Source organism: Nocardioides pelophilus, assembly GCF_014180685.1.
Lineage (GTDB): Bacteria > Actinomycetota > Actinomycetes > Propionibacteriales > Nocardioidaceae > Nocardioides > Nocardioides pelophilus.
On record NZ_JACEHF010000070.1, the window covers coordinates 1 to 19,978 of the forward strand.

The 19,978-nt window shown below is 71.2% G+C and carries 17 protein-coding genes and 1 pseudogene; 10 read left to right on the forward strand and 8 right to left on the reverse strand.

The annotated features are described in order from the left end of the window. The 5 genes from H0488_RS12675 to H0488_RS25025 all read left to right on the forward strand — a co-directional run. Positions 1-1,760, forward strand: a 1,760-nt coding sequence (locus tag H0488_RS12675; protein ID WP_183099642.1) for an alpha-1,4-glucan--maltose-1-phosphate maltosyltransferase, incomplete at its 5' end; no start/stop codon positions are given. Continuing rightward, positions 1,757-3,457, forward strand: a complete 1,701-nt coding sequence (gene treS, locus H0488_RS12680; protein ID WP_312856317.1) for a maltose alpha-D-glucosyltransferase — start codon at positions 1,757-1,759, stop codon at positions 3,455-3,457. The genes H0488_RS12675 and treS, both read left to right, overlap by 4 nt. Next, positions 3,457-4,827: a maltokinase N-terminal cap-like domain-containing protein gene (locus tag H0488_RS12685; protein WP_183099643.1), complete on the forward strand. Its 1,371-nt coding sequence runs from the start codon at positions 3,457-3,459 to the stop codon at positions 4,825-4,827. The genes treS and H0488_RS12685 overlap by 1 nt, the downstream gene beginning before the upstream one ends. A gap of 41 nt (positions 4,828-4,868) precedes the next feature. After that, positions 4,869-6,770, forward strand: a complete 1,902-nt coding sequence (gene glgB / locus H0488_RS12690) for a 1,4-alpha-glucan branching protein GlgB (protein ID WP_220794530.1) — start codon at positions 4,869-4,871, stop codon at positions 6,768-6,770. Positions 6,771-6,791: 21 nt separating this feature from the next. After that, positions 6,792-7,562, forward strand: coding sequence for an NUDIX domain-containing protein (locus tag H0488_RS25025; RefSeq protein WP_312856319.1), 771 nt, complete (start codon positions 6,792-6,794; stop codon positions 7,560-7,562). A 30-nt stretch (positions 7,563-7,592) separates the two neighbouring features. Here the strand turns inward: H0488_RS25025 and H0488_RS12700 are convergent. Then, positions 7,593-8,492, reverse strand: a pseudogene (locus H0488_RS12700) (EamA family transporter); the annotation flags it as partial. On the opposite strand from H0488_RS12700, the gene H0488_RS12705 reads away from it, so the two are divergent. Continuing rightward, positions 8,491-9,417, forward strand: coding sequence for a LysR family transcriptional regulator (locus tag H0488_RS12705; protein ID WP_183099645.1), 927 nt, complete (start codon positions 8,491-8,493; stop codon positions 9,415-9,417). The pseudogene H0488_RS12700 and the gene H0488_RS12705 overlap by 2 nt on opposite strands. A gap of 180 nt (positions 9,418-9,597) precedes the next feature. Here H0488_RS12705 and H0488_RS12710 read toward each other — a convergent pair whose 3' ends face one another. From H0488_RS12710 to H0488_RS12735, 6 genes are all read right to left on the reverse strand, one after another. Then, entirely contained in the window at positions 9,598-10,353 is a 756-nt protein-coding gene (locus H0488_RS12710) for an EI24 domain-containing protein (protein WP_183099646.1), read from the reverse strand. 11 nt (positions 10,354-10,364) lie between these two features. Beyond that, the gene (locus H0488_RS12715) at positions 10,365-11,324 is read right to left on the reverse strand and encodes a co-chaperone YbbN (RefSeq protein ID WP_183099647.1); all 960 of its coding nucleotides are present in this window, start codon (positions 11,322-11,324) and stop codon (positions 10,365-10,367) included. 10 nt (positions 11,325-11,334) lie between these two features. Continuing rightward, entirely contained in the window at positions 11,335-11,832 is a 498-nt protein-coding gene (locus tag H0488_RS12720; protein WP_183099648.1) for a MarR family winged helix-turn-helix transcriptional regulator, read from the reverse strand. Continuing rightward, positions 11,832-12,356 carry a PH domain-containing protein gene (locus tag H0488_RS12725; RefSeq protein WP_183099649.1) on the reverse strand — a complete coding sequence of 175 codons (525 nt, stop codon included), beginning with the start codon at positions 12,354-12,356 and terminating at the stop codon, positions 11,832-11,834. The genes H0488_RS12720 and H0488_RS12725 overlap by 1 nt, the downstream gene beginning before the upstream one ends. Before the next feature lie 23 nt (positions 12,357-12,379). Further along, positions 12,380-12,547 carry a hypothetical protein gene (locus H0488_RS12730; protein WP_183099650.1) on the reverse strand — a complete coding sequence of 56 codons (168 nt, stop codon included), beginning with the start codon at positions 12,545-12,547 and terminating at the stop codon, positions 12,380-12,382. Positions 12,548-12,642: 95 nt separating this feature from the next. Next, entirely contained in the window at positions 12,643-14,049 is a 1,407-nt protein-coding gene (locus tag H0488_RS12735; RefSeq protein ID WP_183099651.1) for a M1 family metallopeptidase, read from the reverse strand. Positions 14,050-14,223: 174 nt separating this feature from the next. Between H0488_RS12735 and H0488_RS12740 the strand changes: the two genes are divergently transcribed. Further along, entirely contained in the window at positions 14,224-15,123 is a 900-nt protein-coding gene (locus H0488_RS12740; RefSeq protein WP_183099652.1) for a serine protein kinase RIO, read from the forward strand. Positions 15,124-15,129: 6 nt separating this feature from the next. On the opposite strand, the gene H0488_RS12745 is transcribed toward H0488_RS12740, so the two are convergent. Continuing rightward, on the reverse strand, positions 15,130-16,293 hold the full coding sequence (locus H0488_RS12745; RefSeq protein ID WP_183099653.1) for an acyl-CoA dehydrogenase family protein: 1,164 nt from the start codon (positions 16,291-16,293) through the stop codon (positions 15,130-15,132). A 107-nt stretch (positions 16,294-16,400) separates the two neighbouring features. Here H0488_RS12745 and H0488_RS12750 point away from each other — a divergent pair, with 107 nt between their 5' ends. The 3 genes from H0488_RS12750 to H0488_RS12760 all read left to right on the forward strand — a co-directional run bounded on the left by H0488_RS12750 (position 16,401) and on the right by H0488_RS12760 (position 19,724). Then, positions 16,401-17,099, forward strand: coding sequence for a winged helix-turn-helix transcriptional regulator (locus H0488_RS12750; protein ID WP_183099654.1), 699 nt, complete (start codon positions 16,401-16,403; stop codon positions 17,097-17,099). Beyond that, entirely contained in the window at positions 17,096-17,971 is an 876-nt protein-coding gene (locus tag H0488_RS12755) for an LOG family protein (RefSeq protein ID WP_220794529.1), read from the forward strand. Before H0488_RS12750 ends, H0488_RS12755 begins: the two co-directional genes overlap by 4 nt. Positions 17,972-18,101: 130 nt before the next feature. Beyond that, positions 18,102-19,724: a TIGR03767 family metallophosphoesterase gene (locus H0488_RS12760; RefSeq protein ID WP_183099655.1), complete on the forward strand. Its 1,623-nt coding sequence runs from the start codon at positions 18,102-18,104 to the stop codon at positions 19,722-19,724. Positions 19,725-19,978: the final 254 nt, after the last annotated feature.

The window sequence follows — 19,978 nt, forward strand, 5'->3', positions numbered from 1 at the left end:
GGGCGTTCGAGATCCATGCGTGGTCCGACCCGATCGCGACCTGGCAGCACGACGCCGGCATCAAGATCCGGGCCGGCGTCGACGTCGAGCTCATGTTCGCCGAGGGCCGGCTGCTCTTCGAGCGGGTGCTGGCGGGTCTCGGCAAGAGGAAGACCGACGAGCACAAGATCCTCAAGGGTGCGATCGAGGCCGCGCAGGACACCGACCGCCCGGTCGAGGCCAGGCTCGCCCAGCTCGAGTCCCCCGAGCTGAACGCCGTGCTCCTGGCGCACCCCCTGCGCGAGATGGTCACCGTCGACGGCCCCTACCCGGCGTACGCCGATCGCCAGCGCGCGCTGTTCAGCAGCTGGTACGAGTTCTTCCCCCGATCCGAGGGCGCCGTCCAGGACCCGAAGACCGGCAAGGTCGTGAGCGGCACGTTCGCGACCGCGGCCAAGCGGCTCGAAGCGGTCGCCGCGATGGGCTTCGACGTGATCTACCTGCCTCCGATCCACCCCATCGGCGAGGTCAACCGCAAGGGACCCAACAACACTGTGCTCTCAGGCCCGGGCCCGGCTCCGCTTGATTGGCCCGGGTCGCCGTGGGCGATCGGCAGCCGCCACGGCGGCCACGACGCCGTGCACCCCGACCTCGGCACCCTGGCCGACTTCGACGCCTTCGTGGCGCGCGCGTCGTCGCTCGGCCTCGAGGTCGCGCTCGACCTGGCGCTGCAGTGTGCGCCCGACCACCCGTGGGTCACCGCACATCCCGAGTGGTTCACGACCCGCGCCGACGGCACCATCGCCTACGCCGAGAACCCGCCCAAGAAGTACCAGGACATCTACCCCCTCAACTTCGACAACGACCCCGAGGGGCTCGCCCACGAGGTGCTGCGCGTGGTCCGGCACTGGATGGACCACGGCGTCCGGATCTTCCGCGTCGACAACCCCCACACCAAGCCGGTGCTGTTCTGGCAGTGGCTGCTGGCCCAGGTCCGCGCGACCGACCCCGACGTGCTGTTCCTGTCCGAGGCCTTCACCAAGCCGCCGATGCTGCAGACCCTCGGCGCGATCGGCTTCCACCAGAGCTACACGTACTTCACCTGGCGCACCGCCAAGGACGAGGTCGAGGACTACCTCCGCGAGGTGGCCGAGGAGTCGGCCCACCGGATCCGGCCGAACTTCTTCGTCAACACGCCCGACATCCTCCACGAGTTCCTCCAGTACGGCGGACCGGCCGCGTTCAAGATCCGCGCCGTGCTCGCGGCGACGGGCTCACCGAGCTGGGGCGTCTACAGCGGCTACGAGCTGTTCGAGCACGTCGCCGTCAAGCCGGGGAGCGAGGAGTACCTCGACTCGGAGAAGTACCAGGTGCGGATCCGTGACTGGGAGGCTGCCGAGGCCGAGGGGCGCTCGCTCGCGCCGTACCTCACCCTGCTCAACGACCTGCGGCGCAAGCACCCCGCCCTGCAGCAGCTGCGCAACCTGGTGGTGCACCCCACCGACGGCGACGGCATCATCTGCTTCAGCAAGGCGACGCCGGGTTCGACCGTCGGATCCGGCGCTGACAGGGTGATCGTCGTGATCAACCTCGACCCGCACACCGCCCGGAGCACCACCGTGCACCTGGACCTCGAGGCGCTGGGCCTCGAGCCCGGCACGACCTTCACCGTCCACGACGAGATCACGGGCAGCGACTGGCAGTGGGGTGCCGACAACTACGTGCGCCTCGATCCGCACGAGGAGCCCGCACACGTGCTGACCGTGGGGATGGTCCCGTGACCCAGGTGCTCAACAACGAGCCCGAGTGGTTCCGCACCGCGGTCTTCTACGAGGTGCTGGTGCGCTCGTTCCGCGACTCCAACGCCGATGGCACCGGTGACTTCCGCGGCCTGACCGAGAAGCTCGACTACCTCGCCTGGCTCGGGGTCGACTGCCTGTGGGTGCCGCCGTTCTTCACCTCGCCGCTGCGCGACGGCGGCTACGACGTCGCCGACTACAACAACATCCTGCCCGAGGCCGGCACCGTCGAGGACTTCCACCACTTCCTCGACGAGGCCCACAAGCGCGGCATCCGGGTGATCATCGACTTCGTCATGAACCACACCAGCGACCAGCACCCGTGGTTCCAGGCCTCCCGCTCCGATCCCGACGGGCCGTACGGCGACTTCTACGTGTGGTCCGACACCGACGAGCTCTACGAAGAGGCTCGGATCATCTTCGTCGACACCGAGCCGTCCAACTGGACCTGGGACCCGGTGCGTGGCCAGTACTACTGGCACCGCTTCTTCCACCACCAGCCCGACCTCAACTTCGACAACCCCAAGGTGCTCGAGGCCATGCTGGACGCGATGGACTTCTGGCTCGCGATGGGCCTCGACGGCTTCCGCCTCGATGCCGTGCCCTACCTGTTCGAGCGGCCCGGCACCAACGGCGAGAACCTCCCGGAGACCCACGAGGCGCTGAAGGCGGTCCGCCGGTTCGTCGACAGCAAGTACCCCGGCACCGTCCTGCTGTGCGAGGCCAACCAGTGGCCCGACGACGTGGTGGAGTACTTCGGCGACCCGGCCGTCGGGGGCGACGAGTGCCACATGGCGTTCCACTTCCCCGTGATGCCGCGGATCTTCATGGCGGTACGACGGGAGTCGCGCTACCCCGTCTCCGAGATCATGGCCGAGACGCCCCAGATCCCCGACGGCTGCCAGTGGGGCATCTTCTTGCGCAACCACGACGAGCTGACCCTGGAGATGGTCACCGACGAGGACCGCGACTACATGTGGGGCGAGTACGCCAAGGACCCGCGGATGAAGGCCAACATCGGCATCCGCCGCCGGCTCGCGACGCTCCTCGACAACGACACCAACCAGATCGAGCTCTTCACCGCGCTGCTGCTGTCCCTCCCCGGATCGCCGGTCCTCTACTACGGCGACGAGATCGGCATGGGCGACAACATCTGGCTGGGTGACCGCGACGGGGTCCGCACGCCGATGCAGTGGACCCCCGACCGCAACGCCGGCTTCTCGGCGGCAACCCCCGGCAAGTTGCACCTGCCCGTTATCCAGGACCCCGTCTACGGGTACCAGTCCGTCAATGTCGAAGCACAGCTCGAGAACGCGTCGTCCCTCCTGCACTGGACCCGGCGCATGATCCACGCGCGCCGCAAGCACCCCGCCTTCGGTCTCGGCACCTTCACCGACCTCGGCGGGTCCAACCCGACCGTGCTGTCCTACGTCCGCGAGCACGTCGACCCCGAGACGGGCGACGGCGACGTCATCATGTGCGTCAACAACCTCTCCCGCTTCCCCCAGCCGGTCGAGCTCGACCTGCGGCGCTACGAGGGACGGGTGCCGGTCGAGCTGCTGGGCGGCGTACCGTTCCCGGCGATCGGCGAGCTCCCCTACTTCCTCACCCTCAGCGGACACGGCTTCTACTGGTTCCGCCTGAGCAACCCCGATACCGACGAGCGGCCGGTGATCTGATGTCCACCCGGGCAGAGTCCCTCCACGCCTACCTGAGCGGCGCGAGGTGGTTCGGTGGCAAGGGCCGCACGTTCACGGTGGCCGATGTCCACCGGCTCGGCACGATCCCCGGCCGCGACGACCCGCCGGTCGTGGTCGACGTCGTCGAGCTCGAGTACGACGACGGGTCGACCGAGCTCTACCAGCTCCCGCTGGTGCTCGCGAGCGACCCCGACACCCACCTCGACAACGCGTTCGTCGGCTGGTGGGAGGACCCCGACCACGGCTGGGTCCACGCCTACGACGCGGTCCACGACCGCGCCAGCATGTCGTTGGTCCTCCAGGCGATCGCCGCGGCCTCCGCCACCGACGGCCTCCGCTTCGTCCGGCTCCCGGGTCACGACCTCGACCTGGAGGCGACGCCGGCGCTGTTCAGCGGCGAGCAGTCCAACTCGTCGGTGCTGTTCGGCGAGGACTCGGTGCTCAAGGTGTTCCGCAAGATCACCCGCGGCGAGAACCCCGACATCACCACGCACCAGGTGCTGACCGAGGCCGGTTCCGACCACGTCGCCGCGCTCTACGGGTGGATCGAAGCGACCGCCGACGACGGCTCGCCCGTCCACCTCGCGATGCTCCAGCAGTTCCTCCGCACCGCGAGCGACGGTTGGGAGATCGCGCTCGCCAGCGTCCGCGACCTCTTCTCCGAGGCCGACCTGCACGCCGACGAGGTCGGCGGCGACTTCGCGGCCGAGGCCGCCCGGCTCGGCACCGCCCTGTCCGAGGTGCACGAGCAGCTGCGCGGGGCGTTCGGCGTCGACACGGTCGACGCGCACGCGGTGGCCGCCCAGATGGAGGAGCGGCTGGACCGCGCCATCGAGGTCGTGCCCGAGCTGGCCGAGCACGCCGACCGGCTCCGCGGGGCCTACTCCGCGCTGGCCGGAGTCGGCGAGGTCGCCGTACAACGGATCCACGCCGACCTCCACCTCGGCCAGACGCTGCGCACCATCAAGGGCTGGAAGCTGGTCGACTTCGAGGGCGAGCCGGCCAAGCCGCTCGCCGAGCGGATGCTCCCCGACAGCCCGTGGCGCGACGTCGCCGGGATGCTCCGGTCCTTCGACTACGCCCCCCACGCCATGGCCCGGTCGCTGCCCGAGGACGACCCGGACGTCGCCGCCCAGCGTGAGCACCGCGCCGAGGAGTGGGCCGCCCGCAACAAGGACGCGTTCCTCACGGCGTATGCCGGGGAGTCCGGCCTGGCTCCCGGCGAAGGGGTGCTGGTCGCTGCCTACGTCGCCGACAAGACCGTCTACGAGTGCGTCTACGAGGCCCGCAACCGGCCCTCGTGGCTCCCGATCCCACTCGCCGCCGTCGCGAGAGTAGGTACGCCGTGAACGCCCGCGATCCCCAGACCCCGGCGCCGACCCCGAAGCTCCTGGGCGACCTCGACCTGCACCTCATCGGCGAGGGCCGGCACGAGCAGCTGTGGCAGGTGCTCGGCGCCCACGTCCGCGACGGCGGCACCTCGTTCGCCGTGTGGGCCCCGAACGCGCGCTCGGTGAGCGTGGTCGGCGACTTCAACGGCTGGAACGGCAACGCCCACCCGATGCAGGCCGCCGCCTCCGGCGGGATCTGGACCGTGCACGTCCCCGGCGTCGGCGACGGTGCCTACTACCAGTACCTCGTCGAGGGCGCCGACGGCATCTGGCGGCAGAAGGCCGACCCGCTGGCGTTCGCGGCCGAGGCCCCGCCTGCGACCGGGTCGCGGGTGTTCACGTCGAAGCACGTCTGGACCGACGACGCGTGGCTCGAGAGCCGCAGCCGGAAGCTGGCCGTCAACGAGCCGATGTCGGTCTACGAGATGCACCTCGGCTCGTGGAAGCGCCACCCCGACGGCCGTTTCTGGACCTACGACGAGCTGGCCGATCCGGTCGACGGGCTGCCGGCGTACCTCGCCGACCTGGGCTTCACCCATGTCGAGATGATGCCCGTGATGCAGCACCCGTTCGGCGGATCGTGGGGCTACCACGTGACGTCGTACTTCGCGCCGGACGCGCGGTTCGGCGACCCGGACGGCTTCCGCCGTTTGGTCGACGCGCTGCACGCCGCGGGCGTCGGCGTGATCCTCGACTGGGTGCCCGGCCACTTCGCCACCGACGAGTGGGCCCTCGTTCGCTTCGACGGCACGCCGCTCTACGAGCACCCGGACCCGCAGCGCGGCTGGCACCCCGAGTGGGGCTCGCACATCTTCGACTTCGGCCGCCGCGAGGTCCGCAACTTCCTGGTGGCCAACGCGCTCTACTGGCTCGAGGAGTTCCACGCCGACGGGCTCCGGGTCGACGGCGTGGCGTCCATGCTCTACCTCGACTACGCCCGCAACCCGGGCGAGTGGACCCCCAACCAGTACGGCGGTCACGAGAACCTCGAGGCGGTCCAGTTCCTGCAGGAGCTCAACGCCACCGTCTACAAGCGGGTGCCCGGCGTGGTGACCGCCGCGGAGGAGTCCACCTCGTGGCCCGGCGTGACCGGCGCGACGTCGGGTGGCGGCCTCGGCTTCGGGTTCAAGTGGAACATGGGCTGGATGCACGACTCGCTGGGCTACCTGAAGCGCGATCCGGTGCACCGCGCGTACCACCACCAGGAGCTCACCTTCGCGCTCGTCTACGCCTACTCCGAGAACTACGTGCTGCCGCTGAGCCACGACGAGGTCGTGCACGGCAAGGGCTCACTGGTGCGCAAGATGCCCGGCGACCGGTGGCAGCAGCTCGCCAACCTGCGCGCCTACCTCGGCTACATGTGGGCCCACCCGGGCAAGCAGCTGCTGTTCATGGGCACCGAGTTCGCGCAGGACTCCGAGTGGGCCGAGTCGCGAGAGCTCGACTGGTGGGCGCTGGCCGACGGCGGCCACCGCGGGATGCAGCACATGGTGCGCGACATGAACCGGCGCTACACCGAGCACCCTGCGCTCTGGCGACAGGACCACGACCCCGCGGGCTTCTCCTGGATCGACGCCAACGACGCCGGCCACAACGTCTTCTCCTTCATCCGCCACGCCTCCGACGACCCGGCCGAGCCCGACCTGGCCTGCGTCACCAACTTCGCCGACCAGACCCACACCGGCTACCGGCTCGGCCTCCCCACAGCGGGCGTCTGGACCGAGGTCTTCAACAGCGACGCCCAGCTCTACGGCGGTTCCGGGGTCGGCAACCTGGGATCGGTGACCGCCGAGCCGGGTCCGGCGCTTGAGGCGCGCGCCCCGGGCGGCAGCGCGGCGTACGCCGAGCTCACCCTTCCGCCGCTCGCCACGGTGTGGTTCCGCGCCCCGACCGCTGGTTGAGGGGCTGGATAAGGTGACCTCGTGCCCGACCAGCCCGACACGCATGTCCGCACGGTGTCCGACCGGGTCGCTCGGATTCACTGGTCCCCCGAGCTGAGCGAGCGCGGCTGGCAGGCCGCGGTCGACGTCGTACGCCGTGACGTGGCGGCCGCGCTCGTCGACCACGACCGGGTCGAGGCCCTGGTGGCCGTCGACGACGCGCAGTCGCACCGGATCGCGACCTGGTCCGGTCTGCGCCGTGAGGGCGTGCAGCGGGGCGTCGACGGTGACCGCGTGGTCTATGCGCGCCTGGTCGACGACGTGCCGGTGCACGAGCCGCACGGCTTCCGAGCGCTGCTCAACTCGTTCCTGCCCCGCAAGCGGGCGATCAGCCAGATGCTGATCCGCGACACCTCGCCGGAGCCCCGGGTCCTGCTGTGCCAGCTCACCTACAAGACCGACTGGGACCTTCCCGGAGGCGTGGTCGAGGTCGGCGAGTCGCCGCAGCTGGCGGTCGCCCGCGAGGTCGAGGAGGAGCTCGGGTTGGAGATCGCGGCCGGCCAGCTCGTCCTCACCGACTGGCTACCCCCGTGGGGCGGCTGGGACGACGCGCTCTGCCTCGTCTTCGACGGCGGCACCCACGACCCGTCGCTGGTCGGCCGGATCGTCCCGCAGGCGCGCGAGATCCGGAGCGCGGAGTTCTGCACGCTCGCCGAGGTCGACGAGCGGGCCGCTGACTTCAGCGCTCGCCGGATCCGCTCCGCCCTCGCCAACCTCGGCGGCGGCCCGGCCTACACCGAGTCGGGTCGCTGACGCAGGGCGTGCCGGCCGCAGGGCGACCAGCACCCCGGCGACCAGCACCCCGCCGCCGACCAGCTCCGCTGGTGTCGGCTGCTCGCCGAGGAGCAGCCAGGCCGAGCCGATCGCGACCGGGGGCACCAGCAGGATCCACGGCACCACCGCGGCCGAGGGGTTGCGGGCCAGCAGCCCGTTGAAGATCCCGTAGCCGACGAGCGAGGCGAGACCTGCGGTGTAGAGGGTCGAGACCACCGCCTGCCAGTCGAACGCCGCAGCCGCCCCGGAGAACGCCGCCGGGCCGTCCAGCGCGAGGGAGAGCAGCGCCAGCGGAGCGGGCACGACGACCGCCGACCAGACCGTGAGCGACAGCCCGCCCGCGACTCCCGAGGCCCGGGAGACCACGTTGCCGATCGCCCACGACAGGGCCGCCAGCAGGCACAGCCCTAGCGCGAGCAGCGGCACGTGCCCGCCCCGTCCCAGGCCCACGACCAGCAGGCCCACCGCACCGAGGCCGACTCCGAGCGCCTGGGCGGGTGTGGGGCGCTCGCGCAGCACCGCCGCGGCGATCAGGATCGTGAGCACCACCTGGGCCTGCAGCACCAGACCCGCGAGCCCGGCGGGCATGCCCGCCGCCATCGCCGTGTAGAGCAGCCCGAACTGGCCGAGCGACATGAAGGCGCCGACCGCGAGGATCACCCGCCACGGCGCGTCCGGTCGCGGCACCACACTCACCGCGACGAGCACGACCAGGAACCGGACCGCGGCGAACAGCAGCGGCGGGACGTCGCCCATGCCCCACTCGATGACGACGAAGTTGAAGCCCCACAGGCCGGCCACGAGGGCGGCCAGCAGGCAGTCACGGCGGGTCATGACCCCGATCCTCCCGAGACTGACCATGAAGCACCAGCGAATGTTGATGGCTCTGTTCATGTAGCATCGCTGCATGATCGACCTGGCTGCCCTGTCCGGGCTCCGCGCGGTCGCGACGCACGGCTCGGTGATCGCGGCGGCCGAGGCCACCGGGTTCACGCCGAGTGCGGTCTCCCAGCAGGTCAAGCGCCTCGAGCGACAGGTCGGCGTACCCCTGCTGGAGCGGGTCGGCCGCGGTGTCATGCTCACCAGTCATGGCCGGCACCTCGTCGACGCGGGCGAGCAGGTCCTCGCCGACCTCGAGCGCCTCGAGGCCCAGCTGCAGCACCGGGCCGACGTCGTCACCGGGTCGATCAGGCTGGTCGCCTTCTCGACGGCGATGCGCGGATTGGTGGCGCCGGTCGCCCGGCGACTGCTCGACGCCCACCCCGACCTCCGGCTCACCCTCGACGAACGCGAGCCGTGGGACGCGGTCGACCTGGTCGCGGCCGGCCAGTGCGACGTGGGGATCGTGCACCGCTGGGGAGGGGTCGCGTTCGCCGTACCCGAGCATGTCGCGAGCACCCGCGTCGCCGACGACGTCGCCGACCTGATCGTGCCGCGCGACCATCCGCTGGCGCGACGGGCGACGGTGACCCCGCACGACCTGCTCGAGGTCGACTGGATCGCCACCCCCGAGGGCACCATCTGCCGCCAGTGGCTGCACCGGATGTACGACGGCACCGGCCGCCCGCCCCGGATCGCCCACGTGTCGATGGAGTTCGAGTCGCACCTGGCCCTGGTCGGCGCCGGCCTCGGCGTCGCCCTCGTCCCCCGACTGGGGCGCGGCCGGCTCGACCCCGCGGTCGTCGCGGTCGAGGTCACCGACCCGGTGCCGACCCGCCTCGTCGACGCCCTGCACCGCCGGACGATGGCCGACTCCCCCGCCGTACGCGCCGTTCTCGACGCGCTCGCGGCGTCGGGATCTGGTGCGATTGCTGGTCACGATCGCGGGATGTAACACGCTGTTCGCCGGTCTGGCAGACCGTTCCCGTCTCTTCGGCCCCGATGCAACGGTCTCCCACGGACGTCATCGGTCTCCTGGATCCGCGAACAGCGTGTGACAGCCGCCGTGGGCCGGCCTGATCCGCGAACAGCGTGTTGCAGCGGCCAGCGGCCCGGAAGACCAGCGAACAGCGTGTTACAGCCGCGGTGGGCGAGCCGGCTCGCCGCCCGATGCATCGAGCACCTCGCGGGCGAGCATGGTCGAGCCGACGACCGCGGCGGGCATCATCAGCACCGCACCGAACGGGATCAGGAAGCACAGCTGCACCACGGCACCGAAGCCGAACATCGTCTGGTGGTGATCGGCGAGGAGCGCCTTCTGGGCTGCGCGGTCCATGCCGCGCGCCTCGAGGGCCCGCGACACCAGCTCACCGGCGAGCAGCCGGCCGGCGATCATCACCCCGATGACCGGCCCGATGATCGGCCCGACGACCGGCACCAGACCGATCGCGAACACGAGGACGGTGGTGGCCAGTCCGAGCGCGATCAGGCCGGCGCCGTCGATGGCGCCCCTGAGCCAGCCGACACCCTTGGCCGGGAACTCGCCGCCGAGCATCTGCTCGGTCTCCTGCCAGATCTTCTCGTAGAACGGGTCACCGACGGCGAGGGTCAGTCCGGTGAAGGTGATCATCGAGAGGAAGAGCCCGCCGACCACCAACGCGACGTAGAGGCCGATCCGGAGCACGTTCCGCCAGAGGTCGGACCAGTCGTCGGCGAACGGCGTCGCCCACGACACCAGGTCGTCGGCGAAGAGGAGCAGGGTGACGAAGAGCGCGAACAGGACCACCAGCACGAGCACGGCGGGCACGAGCCCCAGCAGCATCAGCCCGGGCCGTTGCCGCCACATCTTCAGCCCGCGGAAGAGATATCCCGCACCCTGCGCGAACGCCATGGTCGATGGTCTCAGAACAGGGCGGAGGCGAGGGCCTGGCGACCCTTGAGCACGCGGGGGTCGTCGTTGCCGACGGCGGCGAAGAGGCCGACCAGGTGCTCGCGGGCGCGGTCCCGCTCCTTCTCGGAGGTACGACGCACCAGCTCGACCAGGCGCGCGAAGGAGTCCTCGACGTGGCCACCGAGCAGGTCGAGGTCGGCGACCATGATCTGGGCGTCGATGTCGTCCGGATCGGCGGCTGCGGCTGCGCGGGCCGCGGCGAGGTCGACGCCCTGGGTGCGCTGCAGGATCTTGGCCATCGCCAGCCCGGCCGCGGCCTCGGCGTCGGACGGGTTGGCGTCGACGAGCTTCTGGTACTCGGCCACGGCCCCGTCGATGTCGCCGGCCGCGAGCGCGTCCTGCGCCGGCGCGTAGCGCGGGTCCGGACCGGCCTCCTCCGCGTCCTCGGCGGCGGGCGCGGCGGAGAGGGGCTGGTGCCGACCGGTGATGCCCTGCGCGGTCAGCTGCTGACCGAGCTGGTTGAAGAGCGTGCTCAGCTCGTCGCGGGTGACCATGCCCGGGATCGGCTGGATCGCCGGGCGCCCGTCGAGGAACACCATCAGCAGCGGGACCGGCAGCTGCGGCAGCTGGCTGGCCTGCGCGATCACCTGGGCGATCTGCGGGACGGCGTCGACGTCGACGAGCCCGGCCAGGAAGCGGCCGTCGTACTGCTCGACGAGGTCGGCGACGTCGTCGGCCATCTGGCTGCTCTCCGGCGCCTGCGACGGCGAGTGGAAGACCAGCACGACCGGAGCCGTGGTCGAGGCCTGGAGGACGGTCTGGAAGTTCTGGTCGTCGACCGCGATGGCGTACGACGATCCGGGCCTGCCCGTCGCGCCACCACCTGTCGTCGTCGGGGCGGGCTGGGGGGCGGGGCGCTTCAGGGCCGACAGGTCGATGGCTCCCCGGCCCGTGAACGGCTGCTGCGTCATGCCCCAGAGTCTAGGAGTCGACCTTGTAGTCCCCGGCCGCGGCCCGGATCGGGCGCAGCACCTCGGACAGCTCGCGCTGCTGGTCCTCGTCGAGTGCGTCGAGCGCGAAGCCGGCGCCGACCAGGTCGGCGGTGGCACGCTCGACCAGCTCGCGGCCGGCTGGGGTGATCTCGGCGAGGACGGCGCGGCCGTCGTCGGGGTGGGGCAGCCGCCGGATCAGGCCGCTGGCCTCGAGCCGGCGCACGATCGAGGTGACCGAGGTCGGGTGCACCTGGAGCCGCTCCCCCATCTTGCCCAGCGGCAGCGAGCCGCGCGACGAGAAGGCGAGCAGCACGAGCGCCTCGTAGCGGGCGAAGCTCAGCCCGTGCGGCCGGAGCAGCCCGTCGAGGCGGGCGAGGACCAGCTGCTGGACCCGCATCAGCGAGGTCACCGCGTGCATCGCCGGCACCCCGTCCCAGCGCCGGCCCCACTGGTGGGCGGCCTCGTCGATCGGGTCGAAGGGAAGCATCAGTTCGGCACCCGCGGGCCGCGCAGGCCGGCTCGCTGGACGACGCGCTGGATGGCCAGGTCGCGCTCGTCGGGGCGGCCGACGTACTTGATGTCGCGCAGGCCCTGCTCCTGCGCCGCCGACTCGAAGCAGAAGTGGCCGAAGCCGAGCAGCCGCCCGTGCAGCGGCTTCTTCACCGAGATGTCGAGGATCCGGCTGAGCGGCATCGTCGCCAGGTGCTGCGAGAGCACGCCGTGCACCCGGAAGACGCGCATGTTGGTGATCACGAACCGGTCCCGGATCTCGCGCACCGCGCACCAGGCCGAGTGCAGGAGCAGCAGGAACGCGACCACCATGAAGAACCACGCCACGTTGACGTGGACGAACGGCGACGCCACGAGCAGCACCACGGCGGCGAGGGTCTCGAGGGCGGGCCGCACGTAGGCAACCCAGTGGTGGCAGACCTCGTCGACCACGACCTCGCCCTCCTCACGCAGGAGGTGCTTGCCGATGTGGGGGTCTCCGACCCAGGCGAGGAAGCCCACCAGTCAGTCAGCCGTCAGTGCCTTCACAGCGCGCCGACGAAGTCGATGACGCCGGTGAAGAGCTTCTCGGTCACGGCCCAGCCCTCGTCACCGGCGGACTTCGCGGTGTCGGCGAGGCCGCTGGGGTCGGTCAGCATCCAGAAGCCGAGAAAGACGACGACCACGACAGCGATCAGCTTCTTGGCGTCCATCTGGGGGTTCTCCGTCCGAGGCAGGCGGGCATACGTCGACACATTGGTACCAGCAGCCGCGCGGAGCACGCGGGAGGCGCGCTGGGCGCGGGGTCTCAGAGGCCGAAGCGCGGCCGGTTCGGCGGCGGCCGGTGGTCGCGCAGCCAGGCCTGGAAGAACGGGCCCAGCTCCTCCCCCGACACCGTCTCGGCCAGCTCCTCGAACTGCTCGGCCATCACGTTGCCGTCCGCGTGCTGCGCCACCCAGCGCCGCAGCAACCGCCGGAAGTCCGGCTTGCCGATCCGGTTGCGCAGCGCCGCGAGGGTCATCGCGCCCCGGTCGTAGACCGCGAAGTCGAAGATCCGTCCGGGGCCGGGGTCGGTGAGTGTGAGGTCCCAGAACTCGTCGTCGCCGCGGTACCACCGGTAGTAGGCGTGCAGCGACCGGTCGGTGGACCGCCCGCCGTGCGCCTCGTCGTACCGGAGCTGCAGGTAGGTCGCGAAGCCCTCGTTGAGCCAGATGTCGCGCCAGCGGGCCACCGAGACCGAGTCGCCGAACCACTGGTGCGCGAGCTCGTGGACCACGATGGTGAGCGGCGGATCGGCCCAGTACGTCGGGCGCGACTGGTTCTCCAGCGCGAAGCCCGGGTCGAGGCTGGTCACCACCCCGCCGGTCGTCGCGAACGGGTAGTCGCCCAGCTCGTCCTCGAGCCACGCGGTGATCCGCGCCGACTTCCGGAGCGTCGCCATGCTCGAGCGCTGCGTCCGGTCGCCCAGCCGCTCCGACACGGCGTTGTAGTAGCGCTGCCCGTGCGCGCGTCCGCGCTCGATCGCGAAGTCGCCCGCCGCGAAGAAGGCGAGGTACGTCGTCATCGGGTCGGTCATCCGCCAGTGGGTGGTGGCCGTCTTCTCGCGCGCGACACGGCCGACGAGCACGCCGTTGCTGACCACCTCCTTGCTCTTGGGGACGGTGATCCGGATGTCGAAGCGCGCCTTGTCCGTGGGGTGGTCGTTGCTCGGGAACCACCACGCCGCCATGTGCGGCTCGTTCATGGTGATGACCTCGCTGCCGTTGGCGAGCCAGTTCTGCTCGCCGTCCCAGGCGATCCGTCCAGGGAAGCCGTGGTAGCGCACCCGCACCTCGACCGGCTCGCCGGCCGCCAGCGGCGCGGCCGGCGTGATGACGAGCTCGTGCTTGTCGGCCTTCTCGAAGTCGACGTCGACACCGTCGATCTCGACGTCGTCCGGGGTCAGCAGCAGGTCGAGGTTGAACTCCGCCAGCTCCTGCGTCGGCACCAACCGCACGGTCGTGGTCCCGGAGAGGCGGCCGTCGGAGAACCGGTAGCGGTCGCGGATGTCGTAGTGCCGCACGTCGTAGCCGACGTTGCCGTCGGCGGGGAAGTACGGATCCGGCACCTGGGGCGCACCGATCGGCGCGGCGAGCGAGCCCGTCGCCAGGACACCGACGAGGGCGAGCGCGAGGGCGGGACTCAGTCTGGACGTGATCCGAGGTCGACGCAGCACCCGCACAACCTAGCCCGGACGCGATAAATGCGTTGCGCGGTCCCGACCGGCACCGCCACGATGGTCATGACGACCTGCGTGAGTCGCCGGTCCGGAGTCGAGAGGAGCGTGACATGTCCATGACTGTCCTTGGCCTGTCCGCAGACCACATCCTTTCGCCCTGGAGCACTCACCATGTACTTGGAGCAACCCTCCACCTCGGCTGACGCCGGGACCTTCTCGTCATCTGAACCCAGCGACCCGATCGACCCGATCGACCCGCGGTTCGCCTTCGACTTCGTCGCGTACGACGACGACCTGGGGGACGGCCAGCGCTGGTCCACCTTCCTGAGCGTCGAGCCGCTCAGCCGCGGCCCCGAGCCCCGCCCCGACTGGGTGGTCACCTCGCAGGGCGCGATCGACACCGACCTCGGCATCCTCAAGACCGGCAAGGAGGCCGACGTCTTCCTGCTCGAGCGCGCCGACCCGCTCCTGCCGGACCAGTCGGTCGTGATGGCCGCGAAGCGCTACCGCTCACCGGAGCACCGCACGTTCCACCGGTCCGCCGCCTACACGGAGGGCCGCAGCATGAAGCGGTCGCGTGACGAGCGCGCGCTCAAGCGCAAGAGCACCTTCGGTCGCGAGGTGGCCGCGGGCGAGTGGGCGGTCTCGGAGTGGTCCGCGCTGGTCCGGTGCTGGAACCTCGGCCTCCCGGTTCCCTACCCGGTGCAGATCGACGGCACCGAGCTGCTGATGGAGTGGATCACGGTCGACGGCGAGACCGCGCCCCGCCTGGCGCAGACCCGCCCCGACCGGCAGCTGCTCGCGTCGTACTACGAGCAGCTGCGTGACGCGCTGGCGACGCTGGTGCAGGCCGGCCTGGTCCACGGCGACCTGTCGCCCTACAACATCCTGGCTGCGGGCGACCGGCTGGTGATCATCGACCTGCCCCAGGTCGTCGACCTGGTCGGCAACGCGGCGGGCTTCGACTTCCTGCTCCGGGACTGCACCAACGTGTGCGGCTGGTTCGCGCGGCGGGGGCTGGAGGTCGACGGACAGGAGCTGTTCGGCGACCTGATGGCCCACGCGTTCTGAGGTCTGTCAGGCCAGGAGTCCGTCGAGCCCCAGCGCGTGCCGCCCGGTCTCGACGAGGGTCGCGTCCGGGGTCAGCGGGTGGAACTTGATCGCGCGGATGTCGCGGTAGGCCCGCTCGATCACCGACCCCTTGAAGAAGGCCGGGCCGCCGGCGACGTCCATCGCCAGGTCGCAGACCTCGATGCCCGCCTCGGCGACCTCGGCCTTCGCCATCATCACGGCGAGGTAGGTGTCGTGCGCGGGCGTCGGGTCGTCGCCGACCGCGGCGAGCGCGCCGTCGAGCGCCCAGGAGGCCACCCGGAGCCGGTGCTCCATCCGGCCGATCTGGCGCTGCACGAGCGGGCTCTCGGCCTTGGCTGCGGCGGCAGCCAGCGCCGCGCCGTACGCCGCCTCGGCGACGCCCAGGTAGGCGCCGGTGATGATCGGGAAGGCGATCTCCGAGATCACCTGCAGCGGCGGGTCGACCACGCCGTACGGCCGGTTGGCGAGCACCCGCTCGTCGGGCACGAAGACGTCGTCGACCACGATGTCGTTGCTCGCCGTGCCGCGCATGCCCAGGGTGTTCCAGTTGGCTGCGACGGTGACGCCCTCGGCACCGATCGGGACCGCCAGGTTGAGCACCCGCCGGCCCTGCTCGGGGTCGTCGTGGACGAACATCGTCGCCATCACGGTGCCGTTGCCGGACTGGCTGGCGAACCGCTTGTGCCCGGAGACCCGGTAGCCGCCGTCGACCTTCACGGCCTCCCCGCGGGGATGCGTGTAGTCGCCGCCGCCGGTCGAGACGAGGAGGATCCCCTCGTCGGCGACCCTGCGGAGGGTGGCCTCGGCGCCCGGCAGGCCGCGCCGGTAGCGCCACGCGGTGAACGCGACGACGTGCTGGTGCATCGAGCTCGCCAGCGCGGTGGAGCCGCAGTGGTGGGCGAGCTCGCGCTGCAGTGCGGTCAGCTCGGCGACGGTGGCCCCGTCACCGCCGAGCTCGACGGGCACGCCGGCCTTGAGCAGGCCGGCGTCACGGAGGGCGTCGTACGCCTCGGTCACGAAGGTGCCCTCGGCGTCGTGGCGGGCGGCGTGCTCGGCGATCGCGGGCCCGATGGCGGCTGCGCGCTCGGCCGGGGTGGCCGGCGGCTCGCTGTGGTGGACGGTGGGAGGAGGTGCGGTGGTCGTAGTCATGACAACAATGTCCGCCGGGCCGGACGGCGCAACTAGTCCAGGATCGTGACCTTGCTGGTACAGATTCGCTACTACCCCCGGACGGAGCGCGGTGCCATCCTGGGCGCATGCCCGACTACGGTGACTACTGCCCCGTCCAGATGGCCTCGGAGGTCATCGCGGACCGCTGGACGCCGTTGATCATCCGCGAGCTGGTGCTCGGCAACACGCGGTTCAACGACATCGCCCGCGCCATGCCCGGCATCTCGCGCTCGTTGCTCGTGCAGCGGCTGCGGCACCTGGAGAAGAAGGGCGTGCTCGAGACCTGGCCGGCGCCGAGCGGGCGCGGCAACGAGTACCACCTGACCCCGGCCGGCAAGGACCTGAGCCGGGTGATCGACAGCCTCGGCCGGTGGGCGATCGAGTGGCTCTTCGACGACCTGCGTCCGCACGACGTGCCGCCGACGACCCTGATGTGGTGGATGCACCGACGGGTCGACGCCGACGCGCTGCCGCCGGTGCGGACGGTCGTCGAGTTCCGGCACACCGAGCCGACGGCGCAGACGATCTGGCTGGTGCTGGACCGTGGCGAGGTCTCGGTCTGCCACCAGCACCCTGGCTTCGAGGTCGACGTGGTCGCGACCGCGACGACGGCGGACTTCGCCGACGTCTTCCAGGGCTACCGCACCTGGCGGGAGGCCGTCGCCGAGGGCCGGATCGAGGTGGCCGGGCCACCGCGGCTGGCATCGGCGCTCCCCCGCTGGTTCCTCTGGAGCCCGTGGGCCGAGGTCACCCGGGAGCGGGCCGACCGGGCCGGCCGGACGTGAGGGTGGTCCCGGAGCGGGTGGTCGTCGTCCGCGACAGCTCTCCCGCCGACCCGGGCCGCGACGGCCTCTACTCCCCCGACGAGCTGCACGACGCCACCCCCTACTCCGAGTCGCTCGACGCCCGCGCCTTCGCCTGGGCGGTCGAGCAGCGCTCGCCCTCCTCGCTGCTCAGCCGCGCCCTCCACGACGAGGGCATCGACCAGGCGCTGGGGCGGTGGTGCGCCCCGCGCGACCTGGTCGGGGTGATGGGCGGGCACGCCGCGCTGCGCGGCAGCGAGGAGTACGCCGACGCGGCGCGTCTCGGGCGGCTGCTGGGCGCCGCCCACACGGTCGCGACCGGCGGCGGACCGGGCGCGATGGAGGCCGCCAACCTCGGGGCGTCGCTCGCCGGCGCGGAGGACGCCGCGCTCGACGAGGCGCTCGCCGTACTCGCGGCGGTGCCGACGTTCGCGCCCTCGATCGACGACTGGGTCGCGAGCGCGCGCCGCGCGAAGGAGGCCTCACCCGACCCGACCCCGAGCCTCGGCGTGCCGACCTGGCACTTCGGGCGCGAGCCTCCGAACCTGTTCGCGACCGCGATCGCCAAGTACTTCCGCAACGCCCAGCGCGAGGCCATCCTGCTCCAGATCTGCGACGCCGGGATCGTCTTCCTGCCGGGCGCCGGCGGCACGGTGCAGGAGATCTTCCAGGACGCCTGCGAGAACTACTACGCGACCGAGGACCGGGTCGCCCCGATGGTGCTGGTGGGCCGCCGCTACTGGACCGAGACCCTCCCCGCGTGGCCGTTGCTGAGGGCGCTCGCCAGGGGCCGGGCGATGGAGGCGCACGTCCACCTCGTCGACACGATCGAGGAAGCGGCCGAACTGGTCTGAACCAGTTGGCGTCCTGCGTGACTCCGGTCACCTCCCGGTCGTTACATCTGCCGTGAACCTGTCACGTCGCTCGCTCATCCGTGCCGGCCTGCTAGCGGGAGGGGCCGCAGCCGCCGGTGGCGCGGTCTCGATGCCGTCGCTCGCCCGCGCCGCCGTCGCCCGCCGCACCACGCTGAACCGCACGCTGAAGCCGGGCACTCCGAACGCGCTCGGCTACGCGAAGATCGTCACCGCGCCCGGCGAGGTGCGCGTGGTCCGCTCCGACCTCGGCGCCGCGGCGCAGTCGGGGCGCGTCACACGGCGGGTCGGGCTCCAGTCGTTCGTCCACCTCAGCGACATCCACATCGTCGACCACGAGTCCCCGGCGCGGGTGGAGTGGGTCGACCGGTTCGAGACGCCGGGGCTGTTCTCGTCGTCCTACCGGCCGCAGGAGATGCTCTCCGCCCAGGTCGCGGACGCGATGGTGCAGGCCGTCAACGCCCAGCGGAAGGGGCCGGCGACCGGGGTCCCGTTCTCCTTCGCGATCCAGACCGGCGACAACTCCGACAACTGCCAGTACAACGAGGTGCGTTGGAACATCGACGTCCTCAGCGGCGGCGAGATCCGCCCGGACAGCGGGAACCTGGCGGCCTACGAGGGCGTCATGGACAACAACCCGCTCTACTACGACATCCACTACTGGCACCCGCACCCCACACCGGCCGGCAAGAGCCCCGACAAGTACAAGACCGACCACGGCTTCCCGACCGTCAACAACCTGCTCAACGCAGCGCGCCGCCCGTTCACCGCGCCCGGCCTCGACATCAGCTGGTACAGCGTCTTCGGCAACCACGACGGCCTGGTGCAGGGCAACTTCCCGCACACGATGCAGCTGTCGACCCTCGCGGTGGGACCGCTCAAGGTGATCTCGCCGCCGGCCGGCGTGAGCGACACCGACGTGGTCGAGGCGCTCGAGGAGATGAACCCGCTCGGCCTCATCGGCGACCTCGTGGTGTCGCCCTACATCCGGGCGGTGACGCCCGACCCGAAGCGGCGCAGCGTCACCCGCAAGCAGATCGTCGAGGAGCACTTCACGACCGCCGGCACGCCCGTCGGCCACGGCTTCACGCCGGAGAACCGCGCGACCGGGACGGCGTACTACTACTTCGACGAGGGCGACTTCCGCCACGTCGTGATGGACTCGGTCAACCCCAACGGCTACGCCGACGGCTCGCTCGACCCGGAGCAGTTCGCCTGGCTGCAGGAGACCATCGGCGCGGCGACCGGCAAGGCCGTGCTCGTCTACAGCCACCACACGAGCTCGACCATGTCGAACCCGCTGATCCTCACCGGCGCCGACCCGCAGCTCCCGAGGGTGCTCGGCCCCGAGGTCGTGGCCTACCTGCTCACCCAGCCCCACGTGATCGCGTGGGTCAACGGGCACACCCACCGCAACCAGATCACCGCGCACAACCGGGCGGACGGCAGCGGCGGCTTCTGGGAGATCAACACCGCCTCCCACATCGACTACCCGCAGCAGGCGCGGATCATCGAGGTCGCCGACAACCGCGACGGCACCTGGTCGATCATCACCACGATCCTCGACCACGCGGGCCCGCCGAACTACGCGGGCATCCTCTCCAACACCATCACGCTGGCCAGCCTCAGCCGCGAGCTGGCGGCCAACGACCCGCAGAACGACCTGGCTAGCTCGAGCGGCACCCCGCTCGACCGCAACACCGAGCTGCTGATCGCCAACCCGCTGGCACCGTAGGTCGAGGAGGTCGCGCAGCGACCGTCACCAGACCGCCCCGTAGGTCGAGGAGGTCGCGCAGCGACCCTCACGAGACCACCCCGTAGGTCGAGGAGGTCGCGCAGCGACCCTCACGAGACCACCCCGTAGGTCGAGGAGGTCGCGCAGCGACCCTCACGAGACCACCCCGCAGGTCGAGGAGGTCGCGCAGCGACCCTCACGAGACCACCCCGCAGGTCGAGGAGGTCGCGCAGCGACCCTCACGAGACCACCCC